This window comes from Streptomyces sp. NPDC088147 (genome assembly GCF_044741565.1).
Lineage (GTDB): Bacteria > Actinomycetota > Actinomycetes > Streptomycetales > Streptomycetaceae > Streptomyces.
Genome location: NZ_JBIUSY010000002.1, coordinates 591,458 through 611,692 on the forward strand (window position 1 = coordinate 591,458; position 20,235 = coordinate 611,692).

The 20,235-nt window shown below is 71.4% G+C and carries 19 protein-coding genes and 1 tRNA gene; 9 read left to right on the forward strand and 11 right to left on the reverse strand.

The annotated features are described in order from the left end of the window. Nucleotides 1–353: 353 nt before the first annotated feature. Nucleotides 354–2,585 (forward strand): hypothetical protein, encoded by a 2,232-nt coding sequence (locus tag ACIOGX_RS07870; RefSeq protein ID WP_401911162.1) that lies wholly within the window; start codon nucleotides 354–356, stop codon nucleotides 2,583–2,585. Between the two features lie 98 nt (nucleotides 2,586–2,683). Here the strand turns inward: ACIOGX_RS07870 and ACIOGX_RS07875 are convergent, their stop codons facing one another. The 4 genes from ACIOGX_RS07875 to ACIOGX_RS07890 form a co-directional block, all read right to left on the reverse strand. After that, complete coding sequence (locus ACIOGX_RS07875) at nucleotides 2,684–2,905, reverse strand: zinc ribbon domain-containing protein (protein ID WP_356506727.1); 222 nt, start codon at nucleotides 2,903–2,905, stop codon at nucleotides 2,684–2,686. 41 nt (nucleotides 2,906–2,946) lie between these two features. Beyond that, nucleotides 2,947–3,507: a DUF4383 domain-containing protein gene (locus ACIOGX_RS07880; protein ID WP_401911165.1), complete on the reverse strand. Its 561-nt coding sequence runs from the start codon at nucleotides 3,505–3,507 to the stop codon at nucleotides 2,947–2,949. A gap of 84 nt (nucleotides 3,508–3,591) precedes the next feature. Next, a complete protein-coding gene (locus ACIOGX_RS07885) occupies nucleotides 3,592–4,968 on the reverse strand; it encodes a hypothetical protein (RefSeq protein ID WP_383974964.1) in 1,377 nt (458 codons plus the stop codon). Nucleotides 4,969–5,040: 72 nt separating this feature from the next. Further along, complete coding sequence (locus ACIOGX_RS07890) at nucleotides 5,041–5,820, reverse strand: DUF4097 family beta strand repeat-containing protein (RefSeq protein WP_401765581.1); 780 nt, start codon at nucleotides 5,818–5,820, stop codon at nucleotides 5,041–5,043. A 255-nt stretch (nucleotides 5,821–6,075) separates the two neighbouring features. Here ACIOGX_RS07890 and ACIOGX_RS07895 point away from each other — a divergent pair. The 6 genes from ACIOGX_RS07895 to ACIOGX_RS07920 all read left to right on the forward strand — a co-directional run bounded on the left by ACIOGX_RS07895 (nucleotide 6,076) and on the right by ACIOGX_RS07920 (nucleotide 8,714). Continuing rightward, nucleotides 6,076–6,150 (forward strand) — tRNA-Val (locus ACIOGX_RS07895). 243 nt (nucleotides 6,151–6,393) lie between these two features. Continuing rightward, nucleotides 6,394–6,678 (forward strand): hypothetical protein, encoded by a 285-nt coding sequence (locus tag ACIOGX_RS07900; RefSeq protein ID WP_401911168.1) that lies wholly within the window; start codon nucleotides 6,394–6,396, stop codon nucleotides 6,676–6,678. Between the two features lie 276 nt (nucleotides 6,679–6,954). Continuing rightward, nucleotides 6,955–7,491, forward strand: a complete 537-nt coding sequence (locus ACIOGX_RS07905) for a GNAT family N-acetyltransferase (RefSeq protein ID WP_401911171.1) — start codon at nucleotides 6,955–6,957, stop codon at nucleotides 7,489–7,491. Between the two features lie 74 nt (nucleotides 7,492–7,565). Beyond that, nucleotides 7,566–7,949 carry a VOC family protein gene (locus ACIOGX_RS07910; protein WP_401912020.1) on the forward strand — a complete coding sequence of 128 codons (384 nt, stop codon included), beginning with the start codon at nucleotides 7,566–7,568 and terminating at the stop codon, nucleotides 7,947–7,949. A 68-nt stretch (nucleotides 7,950–8,017) separates the two neighbouring features. Beyond that, a complete protein-coding gene (locus tag ACIOGX_RS07915) occupies nucleotides 8,018–8,290 on the forward strand; it encodes a DUF4873 domain-containing protein (protein ID WP_129768724.1) in 273 nt (90 codons plus the stop codon). Between the two features lie 148 nt (nucleotides 8,291–8,438). Continuing rightward, nucleotides 8,439–8,714 (forward strand): DUF2277 domain-containing protein, encoded by a 276-nt coding sequence (locus ACIOGX_RS07920; protein WP_356506739.1) that lies wholly within the window; start codon nucleotides 8,439–8,441, stop codon nucleotides 8,712–8,714. Here the strand turns inward: ACIOGX_RS07920 and ACIOGX_RS07925 are convergent. The 5 genes from ACIOGX_RS07925 to ACIOGX_RS07945 form a co-directional block, all read right to left on the reverse strand. Next, entirely contained in the window at nucleotides 8,711–9,376 is a 666-nt protein-coding gene (locus ACIOGX_RS07925) for a VTT domain-containing protein (protein ID WP_356506741.1), read from the reverse strand. The genes ACIOGX_RS07920 and ACIOGX_RS07925 overlap by 4 nt on opposite strands. A gap of 217 nt (nucleotides 9,377–9,593) precedes the next feature. Continuing rightward, a complete protein-coding gene (locus ACIOGX_RS07930; RefSeq protein ID WP_356506743.1) occupies nucleotides 9,594–10,040 on the reverse strand; it encodes a DoxX family protein in 447 nt (148 codons plus the stop codon). Nucleotides 10,041–10,106: 66 nt separating this feature from the next. Further along, on the reverse strand, nucleotides 10,107–12,161 hold the full coding sequence (locus ACIOGX_RS07935) for an FAD/NAD(P)-binding protein (RefSeq protein ID WP_401911176.1): 2,055 nt from the start codon (nucleotides 12,159–12,161) through the stop codon (nucleotides 10,107–10,109). Nucleotides 12,162–12,296: 135 nt separating this feature from the next. Next, entirely contained in the window at nucleotides 12,297–14,096 is a 1,800-nt protein-coding gene (locus ACIOGX_RS07940; RefSeq protein ID WP_401911179.1) for an alkaline phosphatase D family protein, read from the reverse strand. 84 nt (nucleotides 14,097–14,180) lie between these two features. Continuing rightward, on the reverse strand, nucleotides 14,181–14,834 hold the full coding sequence (locus ACIOGX_RS07945; RefSeq protein WP_401765476.1) for an HNH endonuclease family protein: 654 nt from the start codon (nucleotides 14,832–14,834) through the stop codon (nucleotides 14,181–14,183). A gap of 415 nt (nucleotides 14,835–15,249) precedes the next feature. Here ACIOGX_RS07945 and ACIOGX_RS07950 point away from each other — a divergent pair, with 415 nt between their 5' ends. After that, entirely contained in the window at nucleotides 15,250–15,987 is a 738-nt protein-coding gene (locus ACIOGX_RS07950) for an ABC transporter permease (RefSeq protein WP_383967684.1), read from the forward strand. A gap of 100 nt (nucleotides 15,988–16,087) precedes the next feature. On the opposite strand, the gene ACIOGX_RS07955 is transcribed toward ACIOGX_RS07950, so the two are convergent. Beyond that, entirely contained in the window at nucleotides 16,088–16,762 is a 675-nt protein-coding gene (locus tag ACIOGX_RS07955; protein WP_356506753.1) for an HAD family hydrolase, read from the reverse strand. Nucleotides 16,763–16,896: 134 nt separating this feature from the next. Beyond that, nucleotides 16,897–17,787, reverse strand: a complete 891-nt coding sequence (locus tag ACIOGX_RS07960) for a peptidoglycan-binding protein (protein WP_401911183.1) — start codon at nucleotides 17,785–17,787, stop codon at nucleotides 16,897–16,899. 214 nt (nucleotides 17,788–18,001) lie between these two features. Between ACIOGX_RS07960 and ACIOGX_RS07965 the strand changes: the two genes are divergently transcribed. Continuing rightward, a complete protein-coding gene (locus ACIOGX_RS07965; protein WP_356506757.1) occupies nucleotides 18,002–20,095 on the forward strand; it encodes an MDR family MFS transporter in 2,094 nt (697 codons plus the stop codon). The last annotated feature ends 140 nt before the right edge of the window (nucleotides 20,096–20,235 follow it).

The following is a 20,235-nucleotide window of genomic DNA, read 5'->3' on the forward strand; positions in this document are numbered from 1 at the left end:
GTCGGACAAGAGCGCCGTATCGCTCAGCTTTGACGAGCGATCAGATGTGCTCCACCGGCCGGCCGTCGCCGCCCGGGAGCGGCGTCCACAGCTCGGCACACTCCCCCTGACCTGGGGAAGAAGCAAGCCGTCGCCGGTTGTCCCCCGACTGCGATGCGGGTGCACACTTCCTGCACGAAAAAAGCCGGGAATGGTCGCGGCTGTGATGGCTCTGTGAGCGCGCGTAGATTCCCTGCCGACCTGAGAGTGCGCGCTCACTTCCCTCGGTCGGCCTGTCGACGACACCGTCGCCACGCAGGCCGGGCAAGGGCGTCGCGCGGACGGCATGATCTCAAGAATGGATATCCCGGACAGTGATCCGTCACCTTTTAACTCGCCGTAGCGCGCTCGCGCTGCTGGCCCCCCTCGCCGCCGGCCTGGCCTTGGCCGGTGTCCCGGCTCCGGCCGCCGCAGCCGCCGCCTCTGCCACCGCCACCACCGCGACCTCGGCGTCCGCGGGCGCGATCGACCCCGCCGCCATCAACACCCGTCTGTGGATGTCGCAGATCAAGAGCGTCATCGGTGACCGGCCGCTCAACAAGATCGTGATGCCCGGCAGCCACGACGCGGGATCCTGGAGCATCACGCCTTCGTCGGGCGTCTGCGACGCCGGTTCGGAAGCCGCCATGGCGAAGAGGTACCCGGGGGTCGCCGCCAACCTCTCGGTGACGCAGTACTCGCCCATCGTCGAGCAGCTCAACAGCGGCTCGCGCTATCTGGATCTGCGGCTGTGCAAGCAGAACGGGCAGTGGTACACGTACCACGGCGGCCCGCGGGGCGCCCTGTTCCTCGACGACACCGTCACCGGCCGCAAGGGCGAGATCAACGAGATAGCCGAGTGGCTCCGCGACCACCCGGAGGAGATCGTCACGATCGAGCTGAGGACCGCGGCCCCGGCGGACTCCGACCCTTCGCCGGACCGGGACACCGCCGTCGAGGACTACCGTGAGGCCGTGGAACGGCTGGGCCAGGCGATCGGCACCTCCCGCATGGCCGACCAGACCAGACTGTCGCCGCGGTCCACGTACAACCAGTTCATGGCGGCCGGCGCCAACGTCGTCCTGATCGACACCCGGAGCCTCACCAACAACGCCTGGGCCTGGCCGAACGACCGGGTCGAGACCCGGGACAGCTACCTGGAGAACAAGGACACCGTCGCCCTCCTCAACAACCTCCTCGGCAGCCCCTCGCCGTACGGCTCAGCGGCCACCCAGCTCAGCGCCCAGGCGCTGAACCAGAACCACAAGTCGCTGAGAACCCAGCAGGGCGACCCGAACAGGCTCTTCGTCCTGTCCGGCGGGGTCGACTCGTACTCCATGCTTCCCCAAGCGGTGATCGACTTCGCCAACAAGGGCTTCAGCTGGAACCCCGACGAGCTGCCGTACATGGTGCAGCTGGGCCGCGAGCACAACACCAACATGCTCCGGCTGCTGGAAGGTGACTGGCGCTACTCCTACATCGCCGGGAACACGAACGTCGTTCAGATCGACTACGTCAACATGGGCGGCAGGCGTGCCGACGGCTCGATCATCGGTTCCGGCGACATGAGCCGGGCGATCATCGCCAACAACACCCCGACGACGAAGTCCGGCGTGCTGGTCGGCACCGAGCGCAGGGCCGACGGAAGCTGGACCACCGCGGAGCCGCTGCCCGGGACCAATGCCTCACTCGAATACGGCGTCCATGAATTCGGCGGCGGCGAGCGCGCCGTGACCGCCATGCCCAACGGCGACCTCCAGGTCATCGCGTACGGCCCCGACAAGCGCTTGTACCACAACGTCCGCCGCGCCGACGGTTCGTGGACCGGCTGGGCGCGCCCCAACACCGACGCGGTCGACGCGAGGTTCCCCGGCGGACCGCTCGCGATCACGTCCACGCCCAACGGTGACGCGCAGCTCCTCGCCATCGACAAGGACGGCTACCTCAACCACAACGTCCGCCGCGCCGACGGTTCGTGGACCGGGTGGGCGGCCATCGCCGGGCCCGACAGCGGGCGCTTCAAGGCCAAGGACATGGCCATCGCCGCACTGCCGACCGGCGCCGTCAAGGTGGCGGCGTTCGGCGCGGACGGCGCCCTGCGCATCGCGGAGCGCCTGGCCGACGGATCCTGGGACATCGCCACCAAGGGCTGGCAGACCCTGCCCGGAGTGGGCGGCGCGCCCACCTTCGCCGGCAAGGACCTCGCCATGACCGTGACGACGGGCAACGTCATCCAGATCGCTGCCGTCGGCAATGACAACGGCGTCTACTGGACGACCCGTTCCCCGAGCGGGGGACTCAACGGCCCCTGGAACGGACTCGAGTGGAAGCCCAATGACCTCATGCGCGGCCTGGGCGTCTCCCTGACCGCCCTGCCGGACGGTTCCACCCAGCTCCTGGCCGTCGGCATGGACGGCAACACCTGGCACGCGAGCAGTGGGACGGACCTGAAGTGGAGCGCGTTCGGGCAGGTGCCCGGGGCGTACGGCCGTCCGCTGGGCGCCAACGGCGCGGCGATCACCGCCCTGCCCGACGGATCGACGTTCACCCTGGTCGGCGCGCGCTGACCCGGTTGTCCTGACAGCCGTCCTGATCACGACGCACCGGCCCCGGCGCTGGACTCCAGCGTCAGGGCCGGTGCGTCCGGGACCGGTGCTCCGGCGGATCAGCCGCAGCAGCCACCACCGCAGCAGCCCCCGCCGCCACCGCCGGCCGCCGGGGCGGGAGCGCCGCCCTTCGCGGTGCCGCCGACCGCCACGGTGGACAGGAGCTTCACGGTGTCGTCATGTCCCTCGGGGCACGCGGCGGGGGCCGCGGACTCCGACATCGGCCGGGTGAGTTCGAAGGTGTCACCACAGGAACGGCAGCGGTACTCGTAGCGAGGCATGCGCCCAGAGTAGGGCCTGTCACGGGAGAGCGGGACAGCCCTCAGCCGACGCCCACCCGGCCTTGGCGGCCCCTCGCCCTGAGGCGCTGTTCGCGCCGCGCCTGTTCCGGATGGCGGGCCCGCCAGTACGGATTGTCGTGCGGCAGCCCGCCGCTGACCCTTCCGTACATCCCGAAGAACATGAGCAGCAGACCGACCACGAAGCTGAAGAGCACGTTCTGGAGCTGGAAGGCCAGGAAGTTGTAACTGGTGTCCAACAGAGCGAGATTGACGAATCCGCTGGCGATGAAGAGGACACCGAGCACCATGTTCAGGGTCGACGCGGTGTTCCCGCCGATCACCATGCCGATCAGGAGGATCAGCCCGACGCAGATGGACAGCACGCTCAGCGTGCCGTTGGTGTTCAGGCCCGCGACCGTGGCACCGCCGGTGTCGAAGAATCCGATCTTGTCGATCAGCCCGAGGATGCCGAAGGCCATCAGGATGAGCCCCATCAGCCCGGCCCCGACGCGATAGACCTGATTGAGCCGGTGGTCGACGGGGAGCTGCGCGTCGAGCCTCACGTGTCCCCGGGCCGGCGGATGGAGCACTCGCGTGGCCATGGGCGGCCTCCTTCGACGGTTGGCGGTCCTTCGGCGGTGGCGTTCCTTCGTTCCAGCATCCGCCCGTCGCGAGCCGCCGACAACTCAGCTGCCGTGCCCGGCGCCCCGCTCCTCGCGGATCTCCGAGACCACCTGGGCCACGGCGTGACGTACCGCCTCGGTCTCGGTCAGGAAGTGCCAGTAATCGGGATGACGGCCCTCCAGCGCGGCCACCGCCCGGTCCAGCCGGGCCACGGACTGGTCCAGCGGACGCGCGTGACGGGGCTCGGGCGTGTTCCGCCCGGTCATGGCCAGCCGCTGGGCGTCCCGGATCGCGAAGCGGGTGCGGTCGATCTCCTGCTGCGGGTCCTTCGACACGGCGTTCAGCCGCCGCAGCCGGTCACCGGCGGCGGAGACCGCCTCGTCCGTACCGTTCAGCAGCGCCCGCGCGGTGCTGAGCAGCGAGGTCGCGTCGGCCCACCGCTGCTCCTCGCGTGCCGTGCCGGCTTCCTTGAGCTTCTCCTCGGCCTGGTGAACGCTGGTCGCCGCGTGGTCGGGGACCTGCTGAAGGTCCTGCCAGCACGCCGCGGTGAACCGGCGGCGCAGCTCGCTGAGGACCGGCTCCACCGTCCCCGCCCGGGTCGTCAGGGCCTGCGCGCGGGTACGGAGCGACACCAGCCGGCGGTCGATCTCCTGGGCCCGCTCGGGCAGCCGTGCCGCCTCGGCCCGTACGGCCTCGGCGTCGCGCAGGACCCGGTCGGCGCGCTGGAGCGTCTCCGCCACGCCGTGCTGCCCCGCGCCCTGGTTGAGCTTCGTCAGATCGGGCCCGAGCGCGGCGAGCCGGGCGGCGAGATCGTCCGCCCGCAGACCGGAGGCGCGCACCGCGTCGAGAGCGTTGCTCGCGCCGAGCAGCGCCTGCCGCGCCCGCTCCACGGCGGGGGCCAGCCGCGCCAACTGTGTCTCGGCCTTGTCGAGCAGCGGCCCGAGCCCCTGCTCGAACCGGTCGAGATCGCCCTTGACGCGGATCAGCTCGTCCTTGGCCTTCGTCAGCTCGTTGCGCGCCCTGGACGCGGCGGACGGCTCCAGATCGTCGCGGTCCAGATCGTGCGCGTCGACGGCCTCGATATAGCCGTGGCTCACCTCGTCGATCCGCTGCCCCAGCGCCGCGAATCCCTCCACGGCCCTGCGGGCTCCCGGCGAGCTGTCCACCGCCGTGATCGTCTCTATCGAGATCCGCAGATCGCGCTGGGCCGTGTCCAGCTCGTAGAAGGCGGCCGCCGCGGCGTCCTTCGCCGCCTGCGCGTCCGCGCGCTGGCTCTCGCCCCTGCCGCCGAACCACCTCCGCGTACCCCCGCCGGCGAAGGTCAGCGGCAGCGCCGCCACCACCAGGGGCACCGGCAACAGCATCAACGTGAGGACATCACGGACGGCACTCGCTTTCGCTTTCGCTCCTGCGTGCGGCTGCGCGTGTGTCGCCGTCACATCCCTCTCCCGTGCCGAGTTCACCCTGCCTGGTTCATTGTCCCACCAGGTAGAGACGAACACACGGGCCGGTTAGTTCGCGGTTTGGATGGTGATCTTCCCGTTGTCGGTGCGGGCCTTCAGGATGTGGGCGCTGCTCTCGCTGGTCGGTACGCCGACCTCGACCGAGCCGTTGTCGGTCGAGGTGGTCACCGCGTAGGTGGTCCCCGAGCTGGGCAGACGGATGTCGATCCGGCCGTTGTCGGCGGTGGTGTCCACGCTGTCCGGTACGACGGCGAGTCCGATCCGGATCGCTCCATTGTCCGACCTCGCGGTCACGGTCCTGGCGGAGACGTTCTCCGCCGTGATCTTGCCGTTGTCGCTCTTCAGGTCGATCGGCCCGCTGGAGTTCCGTACCGTCAGCGCGCCGTTGTCCGAGGTCAGCTTCAGCGCGGTGGTGAATCCGGTGGCGGTGACCTGCCCGTTGTCGCCCTTCAGCGTCACCGCCACCCCGCGCGGCACCTTCACCTTGTGCAGCGACTCGCAGTTGCTCGCGACGGCCTTGCACCTCACCTTGAGCGAGAGCGTGTCGCCCGTCATCTTCCAACTGGCATGGGGCCCGCTGCCCATGAACACCCAGCCGTCGACCTGCCGGGTCACCTCGACGTCCCGCACATCGGCGGGGACGAGTTCGACCGCCGCGTTCCTGGTGTCGACGGTGAGTGTCTTCCCTTGGAACGGGAACGACTTGGTCTCGACGGGGGCGTCGGAGACGTTCGCGCCGCCGCACCCGCTGACGGCGAGTGCGATGAGCACGGCTCCGCCGGCGGCGAGAAGCGTACGAGAGCGGTGATGGCGTGTGGCCACGGTGATCGTCCCCCCAGAGAGTCCTGTAGCGCTGCCGGAGCCTACGGCCGGGCCGATATCTCTCGGCGCGTCCTGGCCGTGCGGCGTCGGTGCGTCGTCCCGGCTGCCCCACCACCGTACGAACGGAAACGGCCGAAGCCGATCCGGCCGCCCACCGTCTCGGTGGTGGGGATACCCCCCGTACCCCGCACTCCGGTACCGCGGCCCGCATACGGTTTACGGCTCCGCCCCGTGGGCCATGTACGCTGTTGCCTCATCCACGGGTGCGTAGCTCAGGGGTAGAGCGCTGCTCTTACAAAGCAGATGTCGGCGGTTCGAAACCGTCCGCGCCCACCACAGCTCCAGGTCTCCGACCTGGAGCGGAACCCTCTCGGGGTTCGGCAGCGGCCCCGGACTCCTCGTCCGGGGTCTTTTGCGTGAGCAGTAGTACACGGGTACGCGGCAGTCCGGCCAAGCGGCGCCATTGGCGTCACCGGAGGCAGTCTTTCCGGTGATTGCCCAGCGCCTCGCGCGGCGGACAACTGCCGCGCGGGTATGGCGTCTCAGCAAAGGATCCGCCCCGAACCCGCAAGGAGCGCCATGTACGCAGCAGTCCGCCGGTACGAAGGGGTAACCGATCCTGCCGAGGTGGGCCGTCTCGTGAACGAGGGATTCATTCCCCTCGTTCGCCGGATCCCTGGCTTCGTGGCCTTCTACTGGATCAATCCCGGGGACGGAGTGGTCCTCTCGACCAGCGTCTTCCGGGACCAAGCCGGTGCCGATGAGTCGATCACGAGGGCATCGGACTTCGTACGGGACAATCTCGCGTCACTGCTTCCCAACGCTCCCCAGGTCATGGCCGGAGAGGTCGAGGCACACGCCTAGGGCGTGTTGCGAAAGTAGCGCCGTCCGCCCGCAGGCCAGGCGGGACTTTCGCAACACGCCCTAGGGCCTGTCTTCGAAGCAGCGCCGTCCGGACGCTCTCTCCTTCCTGGCCTCGCAGCGCTTCACGTACGGTCATTGCCGAACGTAGTCGCGTGCGGAACAATGGATCAACGCGCTGGTCAGAGCATCCCGGAGCTGCCCGGATCGCGTGAGCGGTGCGACACAGCACGGCCCCGGCCTGTCCGGGCGACCGTGGACGAAGGGTTCGATCACCATGTGCCAGGCGCCGAAGCGGTCCGTCTCGTGAGTACGAAGGCCGGGGTTCTCGTACGGCCGCTGACTGCCGCGCACGCCGCTCAGGTGCTGGCGATCTACCAGGCCGGCATCGAGGAGGGCGACGCGACGTTCGAAACGGCCGCCCCCTCCTGGGACGCCTTCGACGCGGGGAAGCTGGCCGGGCACCGTTTCGTCGCGCTGGCGCCGGACGGTGAACAGGTGCTGGGCTGGGTCGCCGTCGCCAAGGTGTCCGGACGGTCCGCGTACGCCGGGGTGGTCGAGCATTCCGTCTATGTCCGTCCCGAGGCCCGTGGCCAGGGGGTCGCGCGTTCGCTGCTCGACGCGCTGATCGCCTCGACCGAGGCCGCCGGGATCTGGACCATTCAGGCCGGCGTCTTCCCCGAGAACACCGCGAGTCTGGCGCTGCACCGGCGCGCGGGCTTCCGGGTCATCGGCACCCGTGAGCGCGTCGGCCGTCGGCACGGGGTCTGGCGGGACGTACAGCTCATCGAGCGCCGCAGCCCCGTCGTCGGCTGACCGGGGGCGACCGGGGACGAGCGGGGGCCGAGCGGGACAGCCGGGGTCGTGGCTACGCTGGGCGCGTGGCAGGCATGCGCGTGGAGCGTCTCGATCACCTCGTCCTCACCGTCGCCGATATCGAGGCGACCGTCGATTTCTACACCCGGTTTCTCGGTATGGAGCCGGTCGTGTTCGGCGACGGGCGGCGCGCGCTGGCCTTCGGGCAGAGCAAGATCAACCTGCATCGGGCGGGTCATGAGTTCGAGCCCAAGGCCGCGCGGCCGACTCCGGGCAGCGCGGACCTCTGTTTCGTGGTCGCGGACCCACTCGAACGGGTGATCGCCGAGCTGGCGGCGCAGGGAGTCCCGGTCGAGGAGGGCCCGGTGGAGCGCACCGGTGCGCTGGGGCCGTTCGTCAGCGTGTATGTGCGCGACCCCGACGGCAATCTCGTCGAGCTGAGCCATTACCCCGGCTGACGGACTCTCCCGCGCGGCCGGGCGCCGCCGTGGTGGGAGACCGGCGTCCTTGGGCGCACACTGGGGCCATGAGCAACTACCAGGGGCCCGCGACTCTCGTCGCCGGTGACTCCGAGATCGCGGTCGAGGCCACACTGAGCGCGAGCCTGTCGGGTGAGGTGCGCCAGTGGGGCGGCAGCGTACAGACCGGGGAGGCGGGGGAGGCCCTGCGTGCGGCGCTGGACAGCGGAGATGTACGCATCAGGTTCCCCGACGGCCAGGAAGGCGCCGTCGTGGCCACGCATACGGCCATCGGCAGCGGGCGGCTGAGGGTGTCGGGGAGCGGCACGATTCCGTTCTGATGCGGGGACGGAGTCCAGGGCCGGTCCGCGCCTGCCCGCCACCGTCCGTCACGATCCGCCTCCGCCTCCGCCTCTCCCTCTGTCGCAGGCCAGCACCGTCCTGTTCGGGGGCCTGACGGGCGCACACCGCATCGGTCACACTGGAACCATGTGCCGCAGCATCAAGACCCTCCGCCCGCCCGTCCTCCCCGAAGAGGCCACCGAGGAGGACATCCGCGCCGCCGCCCTCCAGTACGTACGCAAGGTGTCCGGCTTCCGCGCGCCCGCCGCGCACAATCGCGAGGTCTTCGAACAGGCCGTCGCCGAGATCGCGGAGTCGACCGCGAAGCTGCTCCGGGGGATCGAGGTCCGGGGCGGAGCGGCCCGTACCGCGTCCCGGGCGGTCGGCGCGGCCGACGCGCCCCACGCGGGCCAGGCGTCCTAGACGGTCGCCGGTGCCGGTGCCGGGCGTCGTATGACGTACGCGGCGAGCGCGCCCGCCGCGAACAGCGCCAGTACGGACACGCCCGCGCCGATCCAGGTCGTGCCGAGCCACTGGCCGCCGAAGTAGCCAAGGCCCGCGCTGTAGCCCGTCCACGCGACGGCCGCCAGCGCCGACCAGGGCAGGAACTCCCTCACCTTGCGGTGGGCCGCGCCCGCGCCCAGGGAGACCACCGAGCGTCCGGCCGGTGCGAACCGGGCGATGACGACGAGGATTCCGCGGCCCCCGCCGAGCGCCCCGCCGAGGCGTTCCTGCGCGGTGGTCAGACGGCGGGAGCGGGCGATCGCCCGGCCGAGCCGCTCACCGCCGCGCCTGGCGAGCCGGAAGGCGGCCAGATCGCCGAGTACGGACGCGCTGAACGCGCAGAGCATCAGCAGAAGCAGCGAGGGGACTTCCTCCGGTACCTGCGCCACCGTGCCGGTCGCGCCCGCGGCCGTGGTCGTACCGGCCGCGGCCGTGGTGGTACCCGCCGCGGCCGCGGTGGCGGCCGTGATCACCAGAACGCCGCTGGGCAGCACCGGAAGGAATACGTCCAACAGCACGGAGAGGGCCACGACGGCGTAGATCCATGGGCTGCCCGCCAGCGACCCCAGACTCTCCAGCACCTACGTCACTTCCCGCCCGGTCCCGATGACAGCGCCTCGATGTCGCGGGGGAGCGGCGGTGGCGGCTGCGGATCAGCCAGCGTACGCGTGTGCGGGAGGGGCGGATCGACCGGGTTGGCCCGGACCCGGCGGGGACCCCGTATGTCAGTGCCCGGACCCCGCATGCCGGTGCCCGGACCCGGCGGGCGGTCCGGGCACCCGGTGGGTCCGGTGCGGATCAGGCGGCCACGGCCGCGCGCTGATCCCGCCTCTCCTCCCCGGACCGGCCGCCGGTGCCGCGCGTTCCGAACAGCTGGTCCAGGGCGAACGCCCCCGGTCCTGTGAAGACGATGAGCAGGAACGCCCAGCAGAACATGGCCGCCGGTTCGCCGTTGTTCTCTATCGGGAAGAGGCCGTCGCCCTGGTGCACGTTGAAGTACGCGTACGCCATGGAGCCGGAGGCCAGCAGCGCGGCCACCCGGGTGCCGAGGCCGAGCAGTACGAGGGCCCCGGCCACGAGTTGGATGACGGCGGCGTACCAGCCTGGCCAGGCGCCGGCGGGGACGGTGTCCTTGGCGAAGTACCCGAAGAGCGAAGCCGCGCCGTGGCAGGCGAAGAGGAGCCCGACGACCACGCGGAACAGGCCGAGCGCATAGGGCTGGGCACGATTGAGACGTGCGTACATGGGGGGTGTACTCCTTCGATCATTGGTCTGGACCGATGAGAAACTCCTTCCTCACGTTAGGGACGCCTAATCAATGCTTGCAAGTTCAACATTCAGCTGAGGATCAATTCGCGTCGCGTATTCGGGGCGCGGTATGTCCGGTGTCTGCAAGGTGGCACGTGCCACCGCGTCGGAGTCCGAGAGCATCACCGAGTCGACCCCGGGGCGCGCTCCCGCCGCCGTCACCCAGTGGACTCCTTCCGTGGGCACACCGAGCGCGAACCTCCGTGGGTGGGCTTCCCCCCGACGGTCTATCAGGCGGTATGGACGGCGCGTTACGTCCAGCCCACCGGTTTCGTAACCGCCGATGCGGTGCGGCCGGCACTGACCGGTCTTCAGGAGCCGGGAGAGCAGCGGATCGCAGCTGCGCCTGAGATCCGGTTCCGGAAGCCGGGCTTCCACGAGCGTCGTGGCGTGGATCAGCGACCCCGGGACGTCGGGGGACTCGGCGGTGAACTCGCCGTCCCCCGTCCGTACGGTCGTCCGCGGGCCGATCACGTCCAGCACCCCCGCCTCGATCAGGGCCGCCATCTCCTCGATACGGCGGCGTGGGGGCCCGATGGAGAGGAAAGCGTTCAAAGGCGTGTACCAGCGGTCGAGATGATCGCGCCGGGAGGTGCCGGAGAGACCGGCGTGGTCCACGATCTGCCGTACCTCGTTGCGGAGGTCGCGCAGCACGTCCAGGGCCGCCTTGACCGGGCCCAGGACATTGCCGAGCGCCGCCTGGGCCGCGTCCTCGCGGAGACGGGCGAGGAGCCAGGCGCGGTGATCGGCGGGATCGCGGAAGGTCTCCCCGTGATGGGGGCGCGAGATCCGGTCCCAGGACCAGCGGTCGGCGGGGGCGATCCCCGCCTCGTCGAGGACGGCGGTCTCCTGCGGGCTGCCGTGGGGCGCGGCGAGGAACCGGTCGAGGACGCGCTCCCACGAGCCCGCCGGGCGGGCGGACGCGCGGAGCGTCGCCTCGTAGAAGACCGCCTCCACCTCCTTGGCGACCAGCGGCCATATCTCCCGGAGGAAGTCCGGCGGGTCGCCCTCGTCCGCGCGTTTGCGGAACACCGCGATCACATCCGGGGTCAGCAGCAGCGGCAGGTGCCGGCCGGAGGGGCCCTTCGCGTTGTCCCCGCGTGCCTGGTACGGGACTCCGCGCCGTGAGCCCGCGTACAACTGCGGTTCACGCCCGGACGGGTGGTATACGAGAACGCCGTCGGCGTCGCGCGTGAAGAGGCCGCCCCGGCCCGCCGTCAGCAGCGCCATGTGGTCGAAGAAGTTCAGCCCGAGTCCGCGCAGCAGCACCGGTTCGCCGGGGGCGACCGCCGAGAGATCGACATCCGCGGGGTTGGCGGGCGGCAGATAGCGGAGCCGGTGCCGGACCGCGTACTCCGCGAGGGCCGCCTGGGTCTGGCCGGAAACCACCGGCAGATGGCCCTGCGCGAGCACAACGGCGCTGAGGCCGGAAATCGTCGTGCCATCGTCGAGAAAGAGCGTTTGTGTGGGGCGGTGCGCGGTGGAGCTACCGGGCGTTTGGGGTGAAACAGGTGAGGCGGACGGGTTTGACGCGTCCAGGGCCACGCCGTCGCTGTCGTCATCGAGCCGGATCGCACGGGCCCGGTGGACGATGACCGTCACGCTCTCCGGCGCGTTCTCTACCGTTCTGTGGAAGGCCCATTCCAGATATCGGCCATAGGCGGCACGGCTCGGATAGTCGTCGGGGCCGAGCCGTTCGTCCGGCCGGGACGTGGCCCACTCGTACAGGCTCGGACCCGGGAGTATCGGACCGTCGCACTCGACACTGTCGTCGGTGAAGACGGTCACCTGTGAGGCGACGGTGTTCATCAGCAACTCGGCGGACTGGTCGGTGCGCCAGACGAGCCCCGCGCCCGGGGGCGCGGGGTCGATGAGATGCACGGTGAGGGGCACGTCCGGAGCCAGTTCGGGCACGGACGCGCAGAGTCTTTCGAGGACCGAGGTGCCACGGGGACCGGCGCCGACGACTGCGAGAGAGCGGGGCAGGGGCTGCCGTACATCGCACAAAGCTGTGACTCCCGGGGCGGGTGGGGTGCTGGAAGCGAGTAGTCCGCTCATCATGCCGTTCGTGCGTGGCGAGTTCGAACCCTTGGGTGAAACATCACGCCGTGTGGGAATGATCACGGCAACGTTGTCGGCGGATCGGGGAACCGCCGCCGGGCCCCCGGCGTCCGACGGCCGTCCGGAGGCCGGTCAGGGCGTCAAGGACCGTTCCTGTACGGTCACCAGCTCCGCGCCGGGCATCCGGCCCGCTTCGGGGGCGCGCCCGTGCGCGCGGGCCTGTTCCAGTCGCAGATCGGCGGAACGGCCGCGCAGCGTCAGGGTCATCAGCTGGTTTCCGAACCAGGGGCCGCCCGTTTTGCGCCAGTTGACGGACGACCGCGCGACCCGCCCGTGCCGGACCAGTACATGCCCCAGCCGCCGGGCCGCCCCGCTCCAGCCGAAGCGGAAGCCCAGCTTCATATAGCCGGGGATGGAGTTGTGCACGGGTGAGCAGGTCAGCTGCACGACCCGCGCGTCCGGTCCGTGCGCGCCGCCGGGGCTGTCGGAGGAGCCGTCGGGGCCGTCCGGGCCGCCGTCCGTCGTCCAGGTGGGCTCGGCCACATACGCGTGGTGCACATCGCCGGACAGGACGCACACCGTCGCCGGGGCGTCGGGGCCGCTGCCCGCCTCCGCGATCAGCGCCGCCAGCTCTTCGAAGGAGTCGGGGAAGGCGGCCCAGTGCTCCAGGTCGGCCGCTCTGCGCAGCCGCTCGCCGAACCGCGCCCAGCGGGGGCCGCGTTCGCCGCCGCAGAGGGCGGAGTCCCAGGACTCGACGTCATGGATGAAGGGCGGCAGCAGCCAGGGCAGTGAGGTGCCGATCAGAAGGTGGTCGTACGGTCCGCGCGTGACCGCGCCGTCGGGGCGTCGTCCGCTGTCCGGGTCCGGGTCCGGGCCGTCCGTACCCCGGCCCTTCGGGCTCCGGCCGTCCAGCACCTGGTCGCGTACCCAGCGCGCCTCGGCCTCGTCCAGCATCGCCCGGTCCTGCTCCGCCAGCACCCGGGCGGCGCGGGAGTCGACCATCACGAGCCGCGTACGCCCGAAGTCGCGCCGGTAACTCCAGCGCGCGCACGCCGGATCGCGGTCGGCCTCGGCGGCGAAGCGCCGCAGCAGTTCCGTGCCGTCCGGCTCCGCGCGGACCGCCGCGTACAGCGTGTCCGCCGCCAGTTCGGCGGGGGAGAGGTTGCCGAGGTGCTGGTAGACCCAGTACGACATCAGGCCGCCGAGGACCCGCTCCTGCCACCAGGGCTTCGCCCGCGTGTCGGCCAGCCAGGCGGCGCTGGTGTTCCAGTCGTCGATCAGATCATGGTCGTCGAAGATCATGCAGCTGGGGACGGTGGAGAGCAGCCACCGCACGGCGGGGTCGCTCCAGGACTCGTCGTAGAGGTGGGTGTACTCCTCGTAGTCCGCCACCTCCGCGCCCGGCGGCTCGCTCAGATCGCGGCGCTCGGCCAGCCGCCGCCGCGTGGCCTTCGACGTCTCGTCCGCGTACACCTGGTCGCCCAGGAGCAGCAGGACGTCGGGGCGCGCGGCGGCCGGGTCGCCCGCGATGCGCGTGGCGAGGGTGTCGAGCGCGTCCGGGCCGATCGGGTCGGGCTCGTCGTGCGGCGGTGACGCCCAGCGGCAGGAGCCGAAGGACACCCGCAGTCCGGCGGCCGGTACGGCCGGGGTGCGGATCGTGCTCGGCGGGAACCGCGAGTCCTCTGGCGGCCAGACACGGCGGTCGTCGAGCAGCACCTCGTAGGGGGTGTCGGTGCCGGGGGCCAGACCCGTCACCGGGACCAGCGCGTAGTGGTGGCCGGCGATGTGGAACGTACGCGCGGTGCCGTACGCGCCGTCCTCGCAGCGGACCTCCGCCGTGGACGGCCGGTCGGCCTCGACCCATACGGTCGCGGTGCCGCCGCCGTCCCCGTCGACGTACCGCAGCAGTGGTCCCAGGCGCAGCCGGGTCATAAAAGCCTCCTCCGTCGCCCCGTACGGTACGGAACGACCGTACGGAGTCGACGGGAGGGACCGCGGGACCGCTGGGGTGGTTGCTCAGCAGCCGTTCAGGGCGCTCTGGAGCGCGCTCTTCTCGGCGGAGTCGATCTTCAGGTTGTAGTAGTACTTCACGTGCACCCAGGCGCGGACGTAGGTGCACTTGTACGCGGAGCGCGACGGCATCCACTTGGCCGGGTCCTGGTCGCCCTTGGACTGGTTCACGTTGTCCGTGACGGCGATGAGCTGCGGGCGGGTCAGGTCGTTGGCGAAGGCCTGCCGCTGCGCCGTGCTCCAGCTGTTCGCGCCCGACTTCCACGCCTCGGAGAGCGGCACCATGTGGTCGATGTCGAGGTCGGACGCGGCGGTCCAGGTGGCGCCGTCGTACTCGGAGTACCAGGAGCCGCTGACGGCGGCACAGCTGGAGTCCTGCTGGACGTTCGAACCGTCGCGCTTGAGCACGACCTCACGGGTGTTGCAGGCGCCGGACTGGGTGATCCAGTGCGGGAACAGGTCGCGGCTGTAACCGCTGGAGGAACCTTCCGCCTGGACGGTCAGCTGGCCGAGGTAGCTGCGCGCCGTGGAGGCGCTGACCGGGGTGGGCATGGCGGCCTGCGCCGAGGGGGCGGTGAGCAGGGTGGTGGCGCCGGCGAGAGCGGCCGTGGCGGCGAGGACGCCGGCACGGGACATTCGACGCGCGTAGACACCGGACATGTGAACTCCCTTGAAGTGGGGGGAACCTGACGGGACCATGCGGGGTGGTACGGGTGGGGCCGTGGGGGGCTGGGCCATGTGGTACCTGGGCCGTACGTACGGGACCGTGCGGGGCCGTGGGCCCGGCCGCCATCGTGGTCGCGGTGGGTTTCCGGAAGGTGGGCTTCAGGTAACAGAGTGACGACATGAGCACGTCACATCAAGGGGGTCGGGGGAATCCGCTCTTCCTGAGGGGTGGGCAATTGTGTTCTATCCGGGCGAGGTTGGTGAGATCGGCGCGGGGCGGTGCGCCGGGGCGCGGCCGGGCGCGCGGGGCGTGCGGGCGGTACGGGGACGGCCGGGCCGTACGGGCCGATACGCCGTGGGGCGTGGCCGGTGCGCCGTGCCGCGGCCGGGCGCGGCATAGGGTGGGGCCGTGCTTCTGCGGGTCGATATCACGTTCGGGGTCGTGCTCGGCGCGCTGCTGATCGTGGCCGTGGCGGTGGCCGCGTTCGCCCAGCTGGGCCGGGCCCGCGAAATCGCCGTCGCCGGGATCAGGGCCGCGGTCCAACTCGGCGTGGTCTCCCTGGTGATCGGGTGGGTGGTCGGCGCCGTACCGCCGTTGCTCGGCTTCGTCGCGCTCATGTACGCCGTCGCCGTACGGACCGCGGGCCGCCGGGTCACCGGCAACAGGACCTGGTGGTGGGCGGCCGTGCCGATCGGGGCGGGGGTGGCGCCCGTCATGACCGCGGTGCTGCTCACGGGGGTCGTGCCGGCCAAGGGCATCGCGATCATCCCCATCACCGGCATCCTCATCGGCGGCGCGCTCACCGCGACGGTGCTGGGCGGCCGGCGGGCGCTCGACGAACTGCGCGCGCGGCGGGGGGAGGTGGAGGCGGGGCTCGCCCTCGGGCTGCTGGACCGTGACGCGCGTATGGAGGTGGCGAGACCGGCCGCGGCGGACGCGCTGCTGCCGGGGCTCGATCAGACGCGGACGGTGGGGCTCGTGACGCTGCCCGGCGCGTTCGTGGGCATGCTGCTGGGCGGCGCGTCACCGGTGCTGGCGGGGGCCGTCCAGCTGTTCGTGCTGGTGGCGCTGATGGCGGTGCAGGCGGTGGCGGTCGGCGTGGTGCTCGAACTGGTGGCACGGGGGCGGCTGCACCGGGACGAATGAGTCCCGTGCGCCGCGCCCGGCTCGGTGCCCCGCTCCCCATCCCGCCCCGCACCTCGCGCGATGCCGGGCTCCGGACCCGGGTGGGACCCGGACCGGGGGATCAGCCGAAGCGCAGCGCGATCTCGCCCGACGGCAGCGCTTCCACGCGGAGTCGGGTGAGGTCCTCGACATGCGCGTCCGGCGACATCGCCTTCGCGCGCGGGCCCACGCCCACCACGCGCATGCCCGCCGCTCGTGCCGCCTCGATGCCGGCCTCGGAGTCCTCGAAGACCACGCAGTCCTCCGGCGCGAAGCCGAGGGTGGCCGCGCCGAGGAGGAAGCCCTCGGGGTGCGGCTTGCTGGCGCTGACGTTCTCGGCCGTGACGCGGATCCTGGGCATGGGGAGGGCCGCCGCCGTCATACGTGCGTCGGACAGGGCGACGTTCGCCGAGGTGACCAGGGCGTGCGGGAGTTCGGCGATGGCGGACATGAAGGCCGGGGCGCCGGGGATCGGGACGACCCCCTCCGTGTCGGCGGTCTCCTGGGCGAGCATGAGGCGGTTGTCCGCGTAGTTCTGCTCCATGGGGCGGTCCGGGAGCAGCACGGCCATCGTGGCGTACCCCTGGCGGCCGTGGACGACCTTGAGGACCTCCTCGGGGTCCAGGCCGTGCTCGCGCGACCAGAGACGCCAGCAGCGCTCCACGGAGGCGTCGGAGTTGACGAGTGTGCCGTCCATGTCGAGCAGGAGGGCACGGGCGGTCAGGACGGACGTCGTGGTGGAAGCGGTGGCCGTCATCGGCGGACTCCAGAGCGCGGAAGCAGAGACAAGCGGGGCCGGCGGGGCGAGCGGTGTGGGCAGGACAAGTGGCTCCGCCCGCCGGTCAGGGTGAACGGGCGGAACCACTTTGTTTCGTCATTATACAAAGCGGCTCAGTGGCGGCGACCGGCACCCCGGGTGTCGGCCTCCAGGGCCCGTCTGGTGTCCGGTCCGTAGACGCCCCGAGGGTCACCGTCAATCCGTTTGTACGACTGATAGAGCGTGACGGCACCCGCAACGCGGTCGTCGTACCGGCCGTCGGGGTCGCCGTGGAAGAGCCGGATCTCCGCCAGGCGCCGCTGGAGCCTCACGACCTCCGGCCCGGAGTCGCCCGGCCCCAGTGAGGTGCCCGCCGGTGTCCGGCCGGGCTCCCGCGACGGCTCGTTCACGGGCTTCGGGGCGGAGGGCGAGGCCGTCTTCGTGCCGGCCGGCCGTGACGCGCTCGGGGCCGGGGCGGGCGGCGGGGGCGCGGCGGCCGGGGGTGTCGCCGACGGGGTCGGGGTCGGGGTCGGTGTGGGCGTCACCGACGGCGAGGCGTCGGCCGGGCTCATCGACGGCAGCCAGGTGTGCGCCGCGTCGGGCCGCGCCCGTTCCTCTCCGGCGTCCCGCGAGAGGACCTTCCCGGCGAACGCCACGGTGCCGATCACCGCCACCGCCGCGGCGCCGATCGCCACCGCTCGGTACGGCTTGCGCCGGACGGGCGGCGGCGCCGGGTGATCCTCGCCGGCTCCGGCCGGTGGCGGCGGCGGTGCGGCGGGGCCGCCCGTCGGTGCGAGCGGCGGCAGCGGGCCCGCCGTACGGAACGACCGCGGCGCCTCGGACTCCGCGTCGAACGTCACGTACGGCCGTATTCGCAGCGGATCGAAATCCTCGGCCGCCGCGATCTCCGCCGCCCGCCCCGCCGCGCTTCCCGCCGCCGTCTCTCGCGCGTTCCCGCAGTCGCAGCCGGGTCTGTCGTCCGCGGCGCGCGGCGTACCGCAATCGGGACAGAGCTGTCCGGTCAACGTGGGTCCCCTCCCCTTGAACTGCCGCCGATTATGCAGCCCGTATCCGAACGGAGTGCGACGCACGGGGGTCCCGGTGGGGCCCCGGCGCGCGCGGGGCGCGTGAGAGGCCGTCGCCTCGTACGACATAACGGGACAGAACGGTCCGAAGCGGCCAGGATGGAGATTCGGCGAACCCGAGGAGATGCCCCATGGCTCAGAAGGAGATACCCCCATGGCCCAGGAAGTGAGTACCCCGGCCCTGAGTCCGGTCCCCGGCGAGGGCCGGAACCCGCGCGGGGTCCTCGTCGCCATCGGCGCTCTGCTGCTCGGCCTGCTGCTCGCCTCGCTCGACCAGACCATCGTCTCCACCGCGCTGCCGACCATCGTCAGCGACCTCGGCGGCCTGGAGCATCTGTCCTGGGTGGTCACCGCCTATCTGCTGGCCTCCACCGCCGCCACGCCCCTCTGGGGCAAGCTCGGTGACCAGTACGGCCGCAAGAAGCTCTTCCAGATCGCGATCGTCATCTTCCTCATCGGATCCGCGCTCTGCGGCATCGCCCGGAACATGCCCCAGCTCATCGGCTTCCGCGCACTCCAGGGGCTCGGCGGCGGCGGGCTGATCGTGCTGTCGATGGCGATAGTCGGGGACATCGTCCCGCCGCGCGAACGCGGCAAGTACCAGGGCCTGTTCGGGGCCGTGTTCGGCGCGACCAGCGTGCTCGGCCCGCTGCTCGGCGGCTTCTTCACCCAGTCGCTCAGCTGGCGCTGGGTCTTCTACATCAATCTGCCCATAGGCATCGTCGCCCTCCTCGTCATCGCGGCCGTGCTGCGCATCCCGGTGCGCAGGACCGCGCACACCATCGACTACCTCGGCACCTTCCTGATCGCGTCCGTCGCCATCTGCCTCGTGCTCGTCGCCTCGCTCGGCGGCACCACCTGGGCCTGGGGCTCGCCGGAGACCATCGGGCTCGCGCTCCTCGGGCTGCTGCTCCTCGCCGTCTTCGTACGGGTCGAGCGGCGCGCGGCCGAACCCGTACTGCCGCTGCGGCTCTTCCGGCTCAGGACCTTCACGCTGGTCGCGCTCATCAGCTTCATCGTCGGCTTCTCGATGTTCGGCGCGATGACCTATCTGCCGACGTTCCTCCAGGTGGCGCAGGGCGTGAGCCCCACCCTGTCCGGGGTGCACCTGCTGCCCATGGTGCTCGGACTGCTGATCACCTCGACCCTCTCCGGGCAGATCGTCAGCCGTACCGGCCGCTGGAAGGTCTTCCCCGTCCTCGGCACCGGCATCACCGCCGTCGGACTGCTGCTGCTCCACCAGCTCACCGAGTTCACCGGCACCTGGGTGATGAGCGTCTATCTCTTCGTCTTCGGCGCCGGGCTCGGCCTGGTCATGCAGATCCTCGTGCTGGCCGTCCAGAACTCCGTCAGCTACGAGGACCTGGGCGTCGCCACCTCGGGCGCGACGTTCTTCCGCTCCATCGGCGCCTCCTTCGGCGTCGCCATCTTCGGCACGATCTTCAGCAATCTGCTCAGCGGCAAGATCAGCACCGCGCTGGCCGGCCAGACGCTGCCGCCCGGCGTGGCACCGGCCGACATCTCGTCCGACCCGCACGCCATCGGCCGGCTGCCGGCCGCGCTGCGGCCCCCCGTACTGCACGCGTTCGCGACCTCCATCACCGACGTCTTCCTGTACGCCGTGCCGGTCGTGCTCCTCGCTTTCCTCGTCGCGTGGTTCCTCAAGGAGGACACGCTGCGCGGCTCGGTGACCGCTCCGGAGATCACCGAGACCCTGGCGTCCAACCCCGTCGAGCGCTCCTCGCGCGACGAGTGCGCCCGCGCCCTGTCGCTCCTCGGCACCCGCGAGGGACACCGGCGGATCTACGAGACGATCTCCGCGAAGACGGGGTACGACCTGCTCCCGGCGGCCAGTTGGCTGCTGCTGCGCATCAGACGCCATGGCTCGGTCGAACCCGCCCTGCTCGCGGACGTCACGCCCGTACCGCTCAGGACCATCACCGACGCGTCCCGGCAGCTGGAGATCCGGGGGCTGGCGCGGCGCGAGGGGCTGGGGCTGACGCTCAGCGACCGGGGCGCGCGGGCGGCGGAGGTTCTGGCGAAGGCGCGCGAGGATTCCCTGTCGGAGTTGCTGGGCGACTGGTGGGGGCCCGACCGGCCGACCGATCTGGTGGCGCTGGTGCACGAGCTGACCAGCGAGATGTGCGGCTCGGACAGCGAGCGTCCACGCGTCCCGGGACCGCCCGGGGACCACGTCGCCCGGCCGCCCGGCCGCCCGTCGGACCACGCCGCCGGGCCGCCCGTCTGACGGCCTGTCAGGCCGTACGTCCGACCGCCCGTCCGGCCCTCCGCCCGGCGGCCGTCACGCGCCGCGTCCGAACCCGGCTGTTTGAGGACCGGAATCGGGGCAACCCGAGGGGAAGAGCGATCCGTCACCCTCGGTGCCGT